Origin of the sequence: Janthinobacterium sp. HH106 (genome assembly GCF_001758725.1) — a bacterium.
GTDB lineage: Bacteria > Pseudomonadota > Gammaproteobacteria > Burkholderiales > Burkholderiaceae_D > Janthinobacterium.
Genome location: NZ_LRIC01000002.1, coordinates 135,343 through 150,549, shown reverse-complemented (window position 1 = coordinate 150,549; position 15,207 = coordinate 135,343). Strand labels below are relative to the sequence as shown.

15 protein-coding genes are annotated in these 15,207 nt (G+C 66.1%); 8 read left to right on the top strand and 7 right to left on the bottom strand.

Annotated elements, in window-relative coordinates:
- Positions 1 to 21: 21 nt before the first annotated feature.
- A complete protein-coding gene (locus JAB8_RS30090) occupies positions 22 to 144 on the bottom strand; it encodes a hypothetical protein (RefSeq protein WP_275528092.1) in 123 nt (40 codons plus the stop codon).
- A 96-nt stretch (positions 145 to 240) separates the two neighbouring features.
- On the opposite strand from JAB8_RS30090, the gene JAB8_RS01385 reads away from it, so the two are divergent.
- The 6 genes from JAB8_RS01385 to JAB8_RS01360 all read left to right on the top strand — a co-directional run bounded on the left by JAB8_RS01385 (position 241) and on the right by JAB8_RS01360 (position 5,351).
- Entirely contained in the window at positions 241 to 960 is a 720-nt protein-coding gene (locus JAB8_RS01385; RefSeq protein WP_070288097.1) for an SDR family oxidoreductase, read from the top strand.
- 185 nt (positions 961 to 1,145) lie between these two features.
- On the top strand, positions 1,146 to 1,760 hold the full coding sequence (gene gstA / locus JAB8_RS01380; RefSeq protein ID WP_070288094.1) for a glutathione transferase GstA: 615 nt from the start codon (positions 1,146 to 1,148) through the stop codon (positions 1,758 to 1,760).
- 68 nt (positions 1,761 to 1,828) lie between these two features.
- Positions 1,829 to 2,935, top strand: a complete 1,107-nt coding sequence (locus tag JAB8_RS01375; protein ID WP_070288093.1) for an acyl-CoA dehydrogenase — start codon at positions 1,829 to 1,831, stop codon at positions 2,933 to 2,935.
- A 150-nt stretch (positions 2,936 to 3,085) separates the two neighbouring features.
- The gene (locus JAB8_RS01370; protein WP_254679415.1) at positions 3,086 to 3,883 is read left to right on the top strand and encodes an HDOD domain-containing protein; all 798 of its coding nucleotides are present in this window, start codon (positions 3,086 to 3,088) and stop codon (positions 3,881 to 3,883) included.
- Positions 3,884 to 3,975: 92 nt separating this feature from the next.
- Positions 3,976 to 4,407, top strand: a complete 432-nt coding sequence (locus JAB8_RS01365; protein WP_070288088.1) for a hypothetical protein — start codon at positions 3,976 to 3,978, stop codon at positions 4,405 to 4,407.
- Positions 4,404 to 5,351, top strand: coding sequence for a DUF2145 domain-containing protein (locus JAB8_RS01360; RefSeq protein ID WP_254679414.1), 948 nt, complete (start codon positions 4,404 to 4,406; stop codon positions 5,349 to 5,351). Before JAB8_RS01365 ends, JAB8_RS01360 begins: the two co-directional genes overlap by 4 nt.
- Here the strand turns inward: JAB8_RS01360 and JAB8_RS01355 are convergent.
- From JAB8_RS01355 to JAB8_RS01330, 6 genes are all read right to left on the bottom strand, one after another.
- Positions 5,348 to 6,637, bottom strand: a complete 1,290-nt coding sequence (locus JAB8_RS01355; protein WP_070288514.1) for a nucleotide disphospho-sugar-binding domain-containing protein — start codon at positions 6,635 to 6,637, stop codon at positions 5,348 to 5,350. The two genes, JAB8_RS01360 and JAB8_RS01355, sit on opposite strands and share 4 nt — an antisense overlap.
- 163 nt (positions 6,638 to 6,800) lie before the next feature.
- Positions 6,801 to 7,262 carry a GNAT family N-acetyltransferase gene (locus tag JAB8_RS01350; protein ID WP_070224317.1) on the bottom strand — a complete coding sequence of 154 codons (462 nt, stop codon included), beginning with the start codon at positions 7,260 to 7,262 and terminating at the stop codon, positions 6,801 to 6,803.
- 47 nt (positions 7,263 to 7,309) lie between these two features.
- On the bottom strand, positions 7,310 to 7,939 hold the full coding sequence (locus tag JAB8_RS01345) for an NAD-dependent dehydratase (RefSeq protein WP_070288513.1): 630 nt from the start codon (positions 7,937 to 7,939) through the stop codon (positions 7,310 to 7,312).
- A gap of 45 nt (positions 7,940 to 7,984) precedes the next feature.
- Positions 7,985 to 9,265, bottom strand: a complete 1,281-nt coding sequence (locus JAB8_RS01340; protein WP_070288085.1) for an arsenic transporter — start codon at positions 9,263 to 9,265, stop codon at positions 7,985 to 7,987.
- A gap of 154 nt (positions 9,266 to 9,419) precedes the next feature.
- Positions 9,420 to 12,215, bottom strand: a complete 2,796-nt coding sequence (locus JAB8_RS01335) for a DUF4962 domain-containing protein (protein ID WP_139142892.1) — start codon at positions 12,213 to 12,215, stop codon at positions 9,420 to 9,422.
- A 219-nt stretch (positions 12,216 to 12,434) separates the two neighbouring features.
- Positions 12,435 to 13,199, bottom strand: a complete 765-nt coding sequence (locus tag JAB8_RS01330) for an IclR family transcriptional regulator (RefSeq protein WP_070288079.1) — start codon at positions 13,197 to 13,199, stop codon at positions 12,435 to 12,437.
- 134 nt (positions 13,200 to 13,333) lie between these two features.
- Between JAB8_RS01330 and JAB8_RS01325 the strand changes: the two genes are divergently transcribed.
- Entirely contained in the window at positions 13,334 to 14,515 is a 1,182-nt protein-coding gene (locus tag JAB8_RS01325) for an MFS transporter (protein ID WP_070288076.1), read from the top strand.
- Between the two features lie 4 nt (positions 14,516 to 14,519).
- The gene (locus tag JAB8_RS01320) at positions 14,520 to 15,206 is read left to right on the top strand and encodes a hypothetical protein (protein WP_070288073.1); all 687 of its coding nucleotides are present in this window, start codon (positions 14,520 to 14,522) and stop codon (positions 15,204 to 15,206) included.
- Position 15,207: the final 1 nt, after the last annotated feature.

The following is a 15,207-nucleotide window of genomic DNA, read 5'->3' as shown; positions in this document are numbered from 1 at the left end:
CCGTCCGGCGCCAAACACCAGCTAGCTGGCCACGGCGAACAGGCAGGCGGCCACGCCGCCGTACAGCATCACGGCGCCAAAGCCTTGCGCGAGCGCAAGCTGGGCCACGCCGGCGCCACGGCGGCCGCCGAAGCGTTCGGGCAATTGCTGCGCGAATGGTCAGCCGCTGCGGCGACGTGACTTTGCAAAAAAGTGTAGCCTTCGCAGGCGGGCATTTCCAGGCCAAAGGACCTCCTCCCCATGACATCTCGTACTTTCCTCGTCACCGGCGCGACACGCGGCATCGGCCATGCCATCTGCACCCTGCTGCATCAGCAAGGCCATCGGGTGATCGGCATCGCGCGGCACGTTGCGGGCGTCGACTTTCCGGGCACCTTGGTGGCCTGCGATCTGGCCGATCTGGCGCAGACGGCGCAGGTTCTCAAGGCGCTGGAAAAACAGTTTGATATCGATGGCATCGTCAACAATGCGGGCATTGCCTCACCCCAGCCGCTGGGTCAAATCGACTTTGCCACCTTGCAGAGCGTGTTCGACCTGAACGTGCGCGCCGCCATCCAGGTGACACAGCAGTTCGTGGATGCGATGAAGCAGCGCCGCTATGGCCGCATCGTGAATATCTGCAGCCGCGCAGTCTACGGCAGCGTGGACCGCACCGCCTATTCCGCCGCCAAAAGCGCCCTGGTCGGCTGCACGAGAACCTGGGCGCTGGAGTTGGCCCAGCACGGCGTGACGGTCAATGCGATCGCCCCAGGCCCCGTGGAAACGGCACTGTTCCGCAAGACGCGCCCCGTCGGCAGCGAAATGGAACGCCAGGTGCTTGCCACGATACCGATGCGGCGGCTGGGACAGCCGGATGAAGTCGCTGCCGCCGCCGGCTTCCTGCTATCGGAGCAAGCCAGTTACGTGACAGGCCAAGTCTTGGCAGTGGATGGCGGAGGCAGCCTCGGCGGGCGCGCGTGAGCCATCCGCACCAGCAGCATGGCGCACGCGTTTTTCTTGCTGCTTGCCCCCTTGCGCTATCCCGGGCTTTGAGCCAGCGCAATCGTTCGCCGGGCGTGACCAGCCACCGCACGAACACGCATTTACCGGCGGCTCCCGCAGGACTATAGTGGCGTCTTCCCAACCTGTTCGAGGATAGGATCGCCATGAAACTCTTTTACTCGCCGGGCGCCTGCTCGCAAGCACCGCACATTATTTTGCGCGAAACGGGCATGCCATTCACCCTGGCCAAGGTCGACCTGGGCCAGCACCGCACGCAGGAAGGCGGCAATTACTATGAACTCAACCCGAAAGGCCAGGTGCCGCTGCTGGCGCTCGACGATGGGACGACCTTGAGCGAAGGCCCCGTCATCGCCCAGTACATCGCCGAACAGGCCGGCAGGCAGGACCTGCTGCCGCCCGTGGGCAGCCTGGCCCGCTACCAGGTGCTGGAATGGCAGAACTACATCACGTCCGAGCTGCACAAATCGTTCAGTCCCCTGTTCGATCCCCGCTTCGATGCCGCCACCAAGGCCTTGTTCATCGAGCAATTGGGCAAAAAATTCAAGTGGGTGGACAGCCGCCTGGAAGGCCGGTCCTATCTGACCGGCGACACGTTCACGGTAGCCGACGCCTACCTGTTCGTCATCACGGGCTGGGCGCCGAACGTGGGCGTGGACTTGTCCGCGCTGGCAAATCTGCAAGCCTTCCTGGGCCGAGTGTCCCAGCGCGACAGCGTCAAGGCTGCCTGGGATGCGGAAGGATTGGCCAAGGCCGCTTGAACGGCCGTGTCGCGGCACGCCCGGCTCTGTGCGAAAATGCCCGCCTTCGCCATTGCCGGACTTTGCCCATGCCGCACGCTGCCTTCGCTACCCTTGCTGCCCTTTCCGAGCGCGACGCCCGGCGCATCGCGCGCCACGCCCAGGCGGCCGATGCCGCCCGCTTCCTGCATCCGGCCCAGCAGGCGCTGCTGCACCGGCGCGGCTGGCTGACGATGCTGGCGCCGCGCAGCGCGGGCGGCGCCGAACTGCCCCTGCCACACGTGGTGCGCCTGGAAGAAGCCGTGGCCGCCGTCGATGGCAGCATGGGCTGGGTGCTGACCCTGTGCGCGGGCGCCGGCTGGTTCGCGGGCTTTCTGGCGCCCGACATGGCGCGCGCCATCATCGGCACGCCGCGCGCCTGCCTGGGCGGCAGCGGCGCGGCCACCGGGGACGCGGAGGAAGAAGGCGACGGCTACCGCATCACGGGCAGCTGGGACTACGCCAGCGGCGCGCCCATGGCCACCCACTTCACCCTGAACGCCCGGCTGCGGCGCGCTGGCCAGCCCCTGCTCGACGAACAAGGCCAGCCGCGCATCCGCGCCTTCCTCGTGCCCGCCGCGCTGGTGCGGCTGGTGCCCTCGTGGAACAGCATCGGCATGCGCGCCAGCGCCTCGCACAGCTACCGCATCGACGGCCAGTGGCTCGGAAAGGAACACGGTTTTACCATCAGTCCCGCAGCCGCGACGGCCGATGGCCCCCTGTACCGCTACCCGTTTTATTCGCTCGCCTACGTGACCCTGGCCGCCAACGTGGCCGGCATGACCGCGCATTTCATGGAATTGGCCGAAGAATGCATGCGCCACCGCCGCCACGCGCGCGCCGGCCTGCCGCTGCTGGAGGTGCCGGAAGTATTATCCATGTTGCAAGACAAGCAAGACGCATTCATCGCCGCCCGCGCGCGCTTTTATGCCGTGCTCGATGACAGCTGGGCAACGGTGGCCGCCGGCGCAACGCTCGATGCGGACGCCATGCAGGCCGTGCAAGAGCGTGCGCTGGCCCTGGTCGCCGCGTGCCGCGCGGCAGTCGACGGCCTGTATCCGTACTGCGGCCTGTACGCGGCCCGCGAAGACAGCACCATCAACCGCGTGTGGCGCGATTTCCATACGGCCAGCCAGCACTCCTTGCTGCTGCCATAAGGCGCTGGAACGCAGCTCCCGATGGCGGGCATGGCCGGTTGGGCATGCGAACGCCATGCCAGCCGGATTGCCTGATAATATGGGGACATTGCTACTTCTCGCTCCCTCTTATCCATGCACGTCAACACGCTCAGCAGCCTTGCGCAACTTTTGGCCAGCGCCGAAACGGAAACCCTGGCCTTTCCCACCAGTATCAACACGGCCCTGCTCCTGCAAAAGGAACTGGCCAACCCGGATTGCCACTCGGCCGACATCAGCCGGCTGCTGCTGTGCGAACCCACCTTGTCGGCGCGCGCCGTGGCGCTGGCCAATTCGGCCATGTTCGCGTCCGGCCACACGCCCGCCATCACCAGCGTGCGCGCCGCCGTCGAGCGGCTGGGCCACCGCAACCTGTATGCGCTGGCGACGGCGGCCGTCATCCGCCAGCTGAACGCGGGCATCCGCGACGACGCCTTGCGCGCCCGCGCCACCCAGCTGTGGGCGCATACCGTGCATGTGGCGGCGCTGGCGCATGCGCTGGCAGGCGCCGTCACGCAGACGGATGCCGATACGGCGCTGTTCGCCGGTATCGTGCATGAAGTAGCCGGTTTTTATTTGCTGGCCCAGGCCGACAAGACCCCGGGCCTGTACGCCGAGCTGGAAACGCAGATGGCCTCCACGCTGGAAGTGATCGGCCGCGCGCTGATGCGCCAGCTGGGCGTGCCGCTGTCGGTGGCCGATGCCGTCAACGCCTTGCCCGGCTCGACCATCATGTTGCCGCCCGAAGGCTTGCGCGACACCCTGCTGCTGGCCAAGGCGCTGGCGCCCGTGCCTTCGCCGCTGCCGCAGGCCTACGTCACCATCAGCGCGCCGCTGCAGGCCTACCTGGAGCACGACCCCGTGCTGCAGGCGCTGCGCACGCAGCCGTCGGCCGAAGCGAAGGCCCTGATCAAGGTGCTGCTCAGCTGACGGCCGATCTGCTATGATGGCGCAGGCCCGGACGGACCCGGCCCGCTTTCATTGACGCGCACTGGAAAACTGCCTTGACTACCTCCCTACGCATGCTCGGCCTGGCCGCAGCTCTGACCATGGCGTGCAACGCCAACGCCGACAGTTTCGTTTCCTCGGCCTCCAGCGCCGGCTCCCAGTCGAGCGGCAGCATATCCGATTCGCTCAACGGTTCGAGCAACAGTTCCTCGCGCGACAACAAGGTGGCCAATGGCCCCTACCGCATCATCGACGTGGCCGCCGTGCCGGGCCGCGACGGCATGACGCGTTTGACCATGCAGGCCGAGGCCACGGCCACGCCGCTGGTGCTGGACTTGCCGCAGGCGGCGCTCGACAAACAGCAGCTGGCGCAAGGCGACCTGGTGCATGCGCAAAACCGCGCCTACGGCATCGAATTCTCGCGCAACGACACGCGCGCCGCCTTCTTCCTCGTGCTGGCCGACGACTGGTACGGCGAACTGGCCACGCGTCCCGTCAGCCTTTGATTCGTTTTCTCCCGCACCGCCCGGCACTGCTGCTGGGCGTTTGCGCCATCTTCAGCGCTGGCGCCGCCCAGGCAGGCACCTCGCTGGCCTCGTCGCGCTTTTGCGACCGCGCGCAGGAACTCACGGCCACGGAACAGGACCGGCTGCTGCGCTTTGCCGCCGTCGTGCGCGAGGAACTGGCCGCCAGCGAAGGCAGCGTGGCCCTGATCAGCCGCTCCGGCCTGGACCTGGCCCGCTTCGGCATCCGCTATTCGCACGCGGCGCTGGCCTGGCGCCACGACAACGACAGCGGCTGGTCCGCGCGCCAGCTGTACTACGCCTGCGATGAAGGCCGTCCGCGCATCTTCGACCAGGGCACGGCCGGTTTCGCCATGGGCACGGCCAATCCTGCGCTCGGCTACATCGCGCTCGTGAAACTGCCGGCCGAAACCGTGCCGCCCCTGCGCCGCGCCCTGCTCGACCCCGTGCGCGTGCAAGAGCTGCTGGCGGGCCGCTACAGCGCCAATGCGTACGCCTTCAATTTGAAATACCAGAACTGCAATCAGTGGGTGGCGGAAATGCTGGCCGCCGCCTGGGGGGAGCTGGCCGCAGGCAGCGACTTGCGCGCGCGGGCCCAGGACTGGCTGCGCGCCGCCCCGTATCAACCAGCGCCCGTCGACGTGGGCGCCCGCTGGCTGATGCTCGGTTCCATCTTCGTGCCCCTCGTGCACATGGACGACCATCCGCCCGAAGCCATCGGCACGATGCGGCTGGCAGTGAGCCTGCCGGCCAGCCTGGAAGCGTTCGCGCGCCAGCGCCTGCCCGCCAGCGAGCGCGTGGAAATCTGCCACGACGGCAAGCAGGTGGTGGTGCACCGGGGCTGGGAACCGGTCGCCGACGGCTGCGTGCCCGGCCCGCACGACCGCGTCATCGCCCTCGACGATACTCCGCACAACACGCCCTAAGCAGTCCGGGCCGCCAGCGCCGCTTCGACCTGATCGAGCAAGTGCGTTGGCTGCGGCCCCTGCCCCATCCGGCGGGCCACCTCGCCGCACGCCAATTGAACCTCGGGCGCGGCCAGCAAACGCGCCAGCTGGCGCCGCATGCGCCCGGCCGACAAACGCCTGGCCAGCAAGACATCCCCCACGCCGAGCCGCTTGATCCGCCAGCCGTTGTCGAACTGGTCGTAGGCGAACGGCACGATCAGTTGCGGGATGCCCGCGCGGAAGGCATCCGCGCTGGTGCCGATGCCGCCATGGTGCACCACGGCCGCCACGCGCGGCAGCAGGGCCGCGAACGGCGCGTACGCCTGCCACATGACACTGGGGGGCAAGTGCTGCGGCAGCTGCGCCGCATGGGACGTGAGGAACAAGCCGCGCCGCCCCAGCCGCCGCAACACGTCCAGGGCGATGCTGAAATAGCGCTGCGCGTGCTGGTGCCCGGTCCCGGGCGTAAAGACGATGGGCGGCTCGCCCTCGCCCAGAAAGCGTTCCAGCTCCGGCGGCAGCGCCGCGGCGCCATGCGGGGCGGCGCCGGAGAAACCGGCTTGCACGAAATGCGGCGGCCAGTCCGCCTGCGGGGCGGCGAACCAGGCGGGAAACAGCCCCAGCGAGGCATCGGGCGCGGCCAGCATGTGCGCAAAAAAATGCGCTTCGGGCGGCAGTCCGTGCTGCGCGCGCGCGCCGTTCAGGCCAGGCAGCAGCACCGGGTCGACCATGCCGCGGTGGATCATCCGCCACAGGGCCTGGCGCCAGGCGAGCGGCACCCAGGCGGGAATGCGCAGCGAGCCGGCCGCCAGGAAATCATGGCTGCTGCACAGGTTCGATGGCGCCAGATAGGCCGCGACGATGCGCAGGTCCGGGCGTACCGAGCGTGCCAGGGCGGCCATCGGCACGAGGAAGGGATGGCACAGCACCACGCACTCTTCACCGTCCGGCAAGCCTTGCACGACGTCGCGCACGGCGCCCAGGTACGGCACGAGGCCGCGCCACACGACGCCCCAGCCCTTGCGCTCATCCCACAGGCCCGGGTCGCCCAGCATGGCCTGCCCCTCTTCCTGCGTGCCGAAGGTGCGATACGACAGCCTTGACGCCTGCGCAGCCGCTTCCTGCCAGCCCGGCACCAGCAGCAGCACGCGCCGCCCCCGTTGCCGCAAGCCCTGCGCCAGCGCGATAAACGGTTGCATGTCGCCGCCGGTGCCGTTGCTGGCGACGATGACGAGCGGCGCCGTCGGGTGGCGGTCATCCGCCATGGTGGCCTCCGTGTCTGGCGAAGCTGTGCGGTGCAAAATCGGACAAGAACGTAGGTTGCATGGGAATCTTTCCTAGTTGAAACATCCAACGATGGTAGGCGATGAAGGTTGGCATTTCAATCAATATCTGAGCACCACTTGACGCCATGGCTGTCTGCAATGGCTACGCCGGCAGTTGCAACATCATGTCCCACTGGTCGATGCCGGGTCCGAAGCCATCGGACGTCACCTTGACCGGCACGAAGCCGAAGCGCGCATAAAAGCCCTGCGTGTGCTGGCTGGTGTTCATGCTCACCCCGGCCACTTGCGGCGCGGCGCGGATGGCGTCCAGGCGCGCCTGCGTCAGCGCGCGGCCCAGTCCCTGGCCGTGCACGTCCTGCGCCACCATGCCCCAGCACAGGCTGGCGACCGTGCCGCCCGCCTCGATGGCATGGCCGCCGCAGGCGACGATGCGCGTTGTTCCCTCGACCTCACGTTCGATGACCAGATACGGCTGCGTTGATGCTTCCAGCCAGGCGACGAAGGCCGCGCGCTCGGACGGGTCGAAAAAGCGCGGCGTATTGCCGTCGAAAAGAGCCAGGCAGGCGTCGCGGTCGCCGGCGCGGTAAGGACGTACTGTTTGCATTTTGCGTACTCAAAAGAACATGAACGCCGATTATACGGGCTGCGCGTTCAGGCCAGCTGTTCCGAACCGACGACATGCACGCCCGGCGCGGCGGCCAGCGCCGCTTCCAGCAGGGCGCCGGCGATGTGCGGCGCGGGATTGATGCGCCAGCGGCGCGGCAGCACGGGGCCCAGCACGCGCAGCAGGCGCAAGGCGGCGCCCTCGCCCGTGCGCGCCACGGCGCGCTCGCCGCCGATCAGCCCGGGCCGCACGCAGGTGAGCGACATGAAGCCCAGCTGCTCCAGGTCGCGTTCCAGTTCGCCCTTGACGCGGTTGTAGAAGATGCGCGAGCCGGGATTGGCGCCGGCCGCGGAATTGAGCGCGTACGCGCGCGTGCCGGCCGCCAGCGCCAGGCGCGCCACGGCCAGCGGATAGTCGTGGTCCACGCGCCGGAACGCCTGCCGCGTACCGGCCACCTTCATGGTCGTGCCCAGGGTGCAGATGACGGCATCCATCTGCCACCACGGCGCGCCGGGCGGCAAGCGGTCGAAATCGACGAGCGGCGCATCGAGTTTGGGATGCGCGGGCAAGGGATTGCGCACGGGGGCGACGATCTGGCTGACGCGCGCGTCACTGAGCGCCAGGCGCAGCACTTCGCGGCCCACGAGGCCGGTGGCGCCCACAAGCAATAATTTCATGGCTTTCCCGTTAAAGTTGCTGTCAGCCACCACCATACACGGAACTCAGGACAGGCGCAGCGCCAGCGCCGCCAGGGTCGCCAGCAGCACGGGCACGGTCAGCACGATGCCGACGCGGAAGTAATATCCCCAGGAAATGTGGATATTCTTGCTGTCGAGCACATGCAGCCACAGCAAGGTAGCCAGGCTGCCGATGGGCGTGATCTTCGGGCCAAGGTCGCTGCCGATGACGTTGGCGTAAATCATCGCCTCGCGCACGGCGCCCTGCGCCGTCGTCGGGTCGATGGCCAGCGCGCCCACCAGCACCGTCGGCAGGTTGTTCATCACGGACGACAACAAGGCCGTCAATACGCCCGTGCCCATGGCCGCGCCCCACACGCCGTACTGGGCACAGTGGTTCAGCAGTCCCGTCAGGTAAGCCGTCAAGCCCGCATTGCGCAAGCCGTACACGACCAGATACATGCCCAGCGAAAAGACGACGATTTGCCATGGCGCATGGCGCAGCACATGGCGCGTGGAAATCACATGGCCCTTGCCCGCCACGCCCAGCAACAACGCGGCGCCCACGGCGGCGATCAGGCTGATGGGCACGCCCAGGGCTTCTTGCGAAAAAAATCCTACCAGCAGCAGCGCCAGCACCAGCCAGCCGGCGCGGAAGGTGGGCAAGTCGCGGATGGCGGCGCCCGGGCGCTTCAGCTGCGCCACGTCATAGTCGCACGGGATATCCTGGCGGAAAAAGATCAGCAAGGCCGCCAGGGTGGCGCCCACGGCGACGACGTTGACGGGCACCATCACGGACGCGTACTCGGCAAAGCCGATCTTGAAATAGTCGGCCGAGACGATATTGACCAGATTCGACACCACCAGCGGCAGGCTGGCCGTGTCGGCGATGAAACCGGCCGCCATCACGTAGGCCAGGGTGGCCCTGGCGGAAAACTTCAATGCCCGCAGCATGGCGATGACGATGGGCGTCAATATCAGCGCGGCGCCGTCGTTGGCGAACACGGCGGACACCAGGGCGCCCAGCAAGACCAGCAAGGTAAACAACTTGCGCCCGCTGCCGCCGCCCCAGCGCGCCACGTGCAGCGCCGCCCACTCGAAGAAGCCGGCCGCGTCCAGCAGCAGGCTGATGATGATGACGGCAATAAACGTGCCGGTGGCGTTCCACACGATATGCCAGACGACGGGGATGTCGCCCCAGTGGATCACGCCGGCCAGCAGCGCCGCGCCGGCGCCGATGACGGCGCTCCAGCCGATGCCCAGGCCGCGCGGCTGCCAGATGACGAGGGTTAAGGTGGCGAGAAAGATCAGGAAGGCGGTGAGCATACGGCAAGGTTCCGGAGAGGGCAGCAAGGCGCGCAATCGCGCCAAGGCCGGTGAGTGGATGCAATGATTCCATAATACTGGAAATATCAAATAGAATCAAAGCCATCATTCACCTGACCGCAACTGGCCGGCACGGCGCCTTGCCAAGCCCTCCCTATTCCGATAGCTGCACAGCTTTTTTATCGAAAAGGAACCAGCTCGTATCGACCTTGACGAGCAGCTTGGTCGGCGACAAATACTCGGCCGTCACGGAAACAGCATCGCAGTCTTCCTTCAGGACGATCAGGCTGGCCATGGAATTGCTGCGTATATTCGTCTTGTACGCCGTATGATATTGCTCAGGTTCCCCTGCCGGCCATGCCAGTTGCGTATCCTGGGCTACCTTGGACATCTTTTCCGGCGCCGAAAACGTTCCGTCATAGCCGTGATAACTGACGCAGACGCTGACGCCATCGCCCGCATCGACCCGGAATTCCCGCGCGCCGATGTCCACCGGCGCCACCAGCGTCTGATAATTCATCTGCCAGCGGCGCTTGGTCGCACTTTGCGCCCAATCGTAGATCAGGGCCACGCCCGCCTTCGGGTTATAGGCGACCGTGCGCACCGCGCCTTGCAGCAAGGGGTTCCAGACTGACGTTTTTATGTCGCGGCTGCGGTAGGCGTCCGTGGCATCCCCGGTGGCGACCGACCAGTCGCTCGTCTCGGCCGCATGAAAATTGATCAGCCTGCCATGTGGCTGCATATAAAACAGCGGCGCCCCCGGCGCAACGGGGCTTGCCGCCGGCTCGGCCTGGCCTATGCCGGCGTCCTCATATCCCTCTCCCGCGTCGAACGTCAGCGCATTCTTGTAGCGCGTGGCGCGCCTTATCTTCTGCTCCGGCAAACTGCCAAATTCATCATAGATGCCGCCCGAAATGAAAATACTCTTGCCTTTTGACACAAAGGTAAACGCATTGTTGTCCGCATGGCTGTGGTTGATGGCGCCAAGACGGCTGGAACGGAAGAACAGGCTGGAACGCTGCGGATAGGCCGTATTGGAATGCATGGCGACCACGCCCGCATCCTCGAACAGATACGTGCGTTTCAAGATGGGCAGCACGGCGGGCTCAACGGGCGGTCTGATTGCCGTCAGAAAATAATGATGGAAAGGCAAGGCAAAGGACTGTGTCTGCTCAATATTGTCCCGGTAATACCATTCATCGACAGGATTCTGCGATACCTGGGCAAACAGGCGGTAGGAGTTCCAGGCATAGGATTCATAATCCCCCGTCAGGTTGCTGCCGTCGCCGAACGTGCCGCGCACCTTGCTCCAGCGGTTCCGCACCGTCTGCGCATGGAAATTATCGCCGAACTGCCGCAGCGCGGGGATACGGCTGAGATCCACGTTGGCCATCAACAGATACGAGGCCAAGGCCGGCGCATAGGCATTGAGCGTGTTCCACGCGTAACTGACACCATTGCCGAACGCGCTGTCCGTGCCGCCACCCCACGTGCCCGAACTCGTGATCAGCGTTTCCCAGGCAGTGGTAAAACGGTCAACCGGCGCCAGCGGCTTGCCTTTTGCATTGCAGGACTTGTCATATTCGGCACCCTGTTCAAACGTCACGTCGCCGGCCGGTCCCTGGCCGACGGCACCGGCCGACAGCATCAGGGTTTGCACCGCATAATAGGCCGCGGCCAGCACATGGGAGTCATACGGATTGGCGCGCAAACTCGCCTCCATCTTGTACATCAGCGGGTTGAGCCGTTGGTTGATCACATTGATCAGCACATAGCGGTCCGCCGTGTTCATGTTGTTGTAAAACATGTCCAGCCCCTGGGCCAGGGTGAGCATGATCTGCCTGTTGGCCTGGTCCTGCTGGCATTCGCCGGTAGCGCCGTCGGGCGCCCAGCTGGCCAGCTGCAGCAGGCGGGCGATGGCCTGTGCGTGATACCGCTGGTCGCCCTTGAGCAGCGCCGCCACGGACAACCGCTCTATCCCCTGGGCAGCCCTGAACGCTGCGTCGGCGATAACTTCCGGTTTCAGGCCGATGGGCTCCGCGGGCATGGCGTACTTCGTATTGGCCAATACCTGCTCCGCCTCGGCCAGGTACGTTTTGTAGGATGCCGCCAGGGGGCTGGCCTGCACGGCGGCGTGGATGGCCGACGCTTGCATGACCTGGCCATCGGCCGCCAGCGGAATCAAGCGCGGATGCAAACGCGGTCCTATCCTGGCGATGACTTCGGCGGCGGTGGGCAGATCGGGCAGGTTGTCGACGGCATTGCCGTCGAAATGAAAGCGCCGGACCGCGCCGGACCTGCTCTGGCCGTTCGGCAGGCGATACTGCACCTGCCACGTGTACAGCCCGGTTTCACTCAACAGTTCCGGCAGGATCAGCGAGGTACGCGTCGTGGTTATCTGCAATGGACTCTTTCCGCTAGGGAAATTGAGCGTCAAGACCATCTGCGTGGCGTTATAAATCTCCGGCCAGACAAACACGGGGTTGCGCACCTTCACCGAGGCGCAGTCGCGCGGCTCGATGCGCGCATACTCATGGCTGAGGACAAAATCGGGCTCCTGCACGGGTTTGCAGCCGGTCGCGTACGCTTCGGGAATATAGTCCTTGTCCAGCACTATCCCGGGAGACAGTTCGATGGTACGTGTGGCGGTTTCCACCCCGCCGGGAGTGCTGGCCGTCAAGGTATGGCGTAAGGTGGAGGCATCGCCGGCCGCATACCTGACAATCTGGCTGTTGCCGCTGACCGGCACGCCATTGAGCGTGACCGTGGCTGCCCCGCTCACCTCCCAGTGCAGGCGCACCGGCTGGCCCTCAACCACCTTCAGGTGATCGGCATCGAATGCCAGGATCGCGGGCGCAGCGTGTGCGCCGCCTATGCAAACCGATAACAACAGCGCGACATGGGACTGACGCATATCTACTCCTTTTGCAATGTGAACCAGAAAAGACACCAGTCCCGCAGAACACTGAGGAATAGTGATGTTACAATTATAATAACATCAAGGCGGCAGAACGCTTGTTATTTTGAAATCATTTCCACGCACGACAGGCGCGCCCCATACGCATGGCGGCAAGCAACAGCGGGAAATGGCGATGCGTCAAGCCCGCGTAGCATTCCGAAAGCAGATTCGCCGGCAATCAAGCCATCTTATGCCTGCACATGGTGTGCGCTACGCACCGCCCGGCGCACCGAGCACGGCTTCGACTTCCGCCTTGCACTGCAATAGCGCCGACAGCAGCTGTTCCCGCTGGGCGTGGAAACGCAGGGCCGGCACGCCCAGCGACAGCGCGTAGCGCTCGCTCGTCCCCGTGTTCAGGGCCACGCCGATGCCGCACACGCCCGGCGCGTGCTCTTCCATATCGACGGCGTAGCCCTGCGCGCGTACCTGTTCCAGATGCGGCAGCAGTTGCGCAAGCGCCGTGATGGTCTGGTCCGTGCGCGCTTCCAGGCGTTCGCCGAACAGCCGGGCCAGCGCGTCTTCCGGCATCCGCGCCAGCAAGGCCTTGCCATGCGCGGTGCAGTGGATCGGGTAGGCCGTTCCCACGGCCGACACGACGCGCAGCTCATGGTCGGAACAGTACTGGTCCACCGACACCGCATGCAGGCCGCGGTACACGCACACGTCCACCGTTTCGCGCGTGCGCCGGCCCAACGCTTCCGCATACGGCCGCAGGACCGCCACCACGTCCGTATGCGCCGACGCCGCCAGACGCGCGATGGCCGGACCCAGCTTCACCCCGCCGGCGCCGGAACTGACCAGTTGCTGGGCTTCCAGCGCGGCGACGATGCGGTGCACCGTGGTGCGCGGCAAGTCCGCGCCCTTGGCGATCTGCGCCAGGCTCAGGCCGCCCGTCTGGTTTTCCAGCGCGCGCAGCACCGCCGCCGCGCGCGCAATGACTTGCTTGCCGCTATTGCCTTCGTTTTCTTCACTCATTTCTTTACCCAATTGTGCATGACGATAGCTGCCGTGATGGCATTGACCGGCATTGTACATGGCCCTATAATTGTTCCATCATTCGGAACAGTGTTCCGATTAACGGTTTTTAACGTAAGCACCGGGGGAGGCGCATGTCCAGCCGCAGTATATCGAAGACAGCAACGTGCACGCTCCTTTCCGTTGCCAGCCTGACCATCATGGTGGGATGCGTGCTGGTCCCGGGATTGCCGTCCATCGCCGCGCGGCTCGGCGTGGCCGACGCCGCCAGCTGGCTCGTCACGCTGCCCTCGCTGGGCGTGGTGCTGTCCGGCCCCTTCGCCGCCATGCTCATGCAGCGCCTGGGACTGCACCGCAGCCTGCTGGCGGGGCTGTTCCTGTACGGCTTGCTGGGCGTCTCGGGCATGTTTTTGCATGGCCACCTGGCCGTGTTCGCCAACCGTTTCCTGCTGGGCGCGCCGACGGCGCTGGTGATGGCATCGGGCACCGGGCTGATCTCGGCCCTGTTCAGCGGCCAGGCAAGGCTGCGCATGATCGCCAGGCAAGGCATGACGATCGAACTGGGCGGCGTGCTGTTCCTCGCCCTGGGCGGCCTGCTGGCCACGGCGGGCTGGCGCTATCCCTTCCTGCTGTATCTGGCTTCGTGGGTGCTGCTGGCATGCGCCTGGCGCTGCGTGCCGGCACTTGCCCCTGCCGGGGATGCCGGCATGGATGGCGCGCCGCCAGCGCCCGGCCCGTCGCGCGCCCTGCTCTTCGTCCATGCGCTGGCGGCACTCTCCATGACGGTGTTTTTCGCCGCCATCATCATCCTGCCCCTGCGCCTGCAGCAGCTGGGCTGGAGCGAGGACCGGGCCGGGTATTTGCTTTCCTTCGTGTCGCTGGTGGCCGTGGCGGCCGCCTGGCTGATGCCCCAGGTGGTCCGGCGCCTGCATGAACACGGCACCCTGGGCGCCGCCTTCGCCTGTTATGCGCTGGCACACCTGTTGTTCGCGGGGGCCGCCGCGCTGTCCACGCTGCTGGCCGGCGCCGTGGCGCTGGGGATGGGCTTCGGCCTGTCCGTGCCCCTGTGCACGCACATGACGGTCGAGCGCAGCCACTTGCCCAGCCGCAACCGCAACCTCGCCTATCTGTCGATGGCCATCTTCGGCGGGCAATTTCTCTCTTCCTTCATGACGTATCTGCCCGGCAGCCACGCGGCGATGTTTGCGGCCACGGCCGCACTGGCCCTGCTGGGCGCGGCCGTGGCGGCCGCCCCGCTGCTGCGCCGCCGCCCGGCCGGCACCACCGCTGTTTCCACCACCCACACTGAAAGGTAAGACCATGGATCTCAACGACGTCCACGCCCTGCTGCACCCCGCTCCCCTGGCGCTGGAAACGGGCTTCGAACGGCTGCCCAGCGGCGTGCTGCACGTGGCGTGCCGCACCGACTTGCCAAATTGCACTGGCGAGATGTTTGAATGGTGGTTCCGCTCGCGGCCCGACACGGAACGCTACCTGATGTGGCACCCGGTCGACCACCTGGCCAGCGGCTGGGCTGAAGGCAGCGCCGAGACGCACATCGGCTCCATCCATCTGGCGGAAGAATTTTTCAGCGGCATGCCGGCCGAACAGCTGGCCATCCAGTTCCGCGATCCCCGTGAATTCTTCGAGGGACGGCAATACGAGGCGGCGCGGGCAGAGGGCCGCATTTCAGCCGCCGTGTGCGCCAGGGTGGGCATGAGCTATGCGCCGCCCCGCACCGCGGACGGCGCCGTCATCGGCGGGCGCCTGCTGCACATGGGCCGCGACACGGCCTGGGGCATGACCTTGCGCAGCCATTTCTACATGGGCCAGGACTTGCCGGACGCCGGCCACAGCCCGCAAGAGATCGCCGCCCTCTTCCCCGATGCATTCGCCCGCGCCCTGCTCATGCATTGCTACAACGAATTCACCTTCCTGGCGCAATTCCTGCGTTCCCACTACCAGGCGAAGCACCGCGACAGCGTGCCCGTGACGCTGCCCTGGTAGA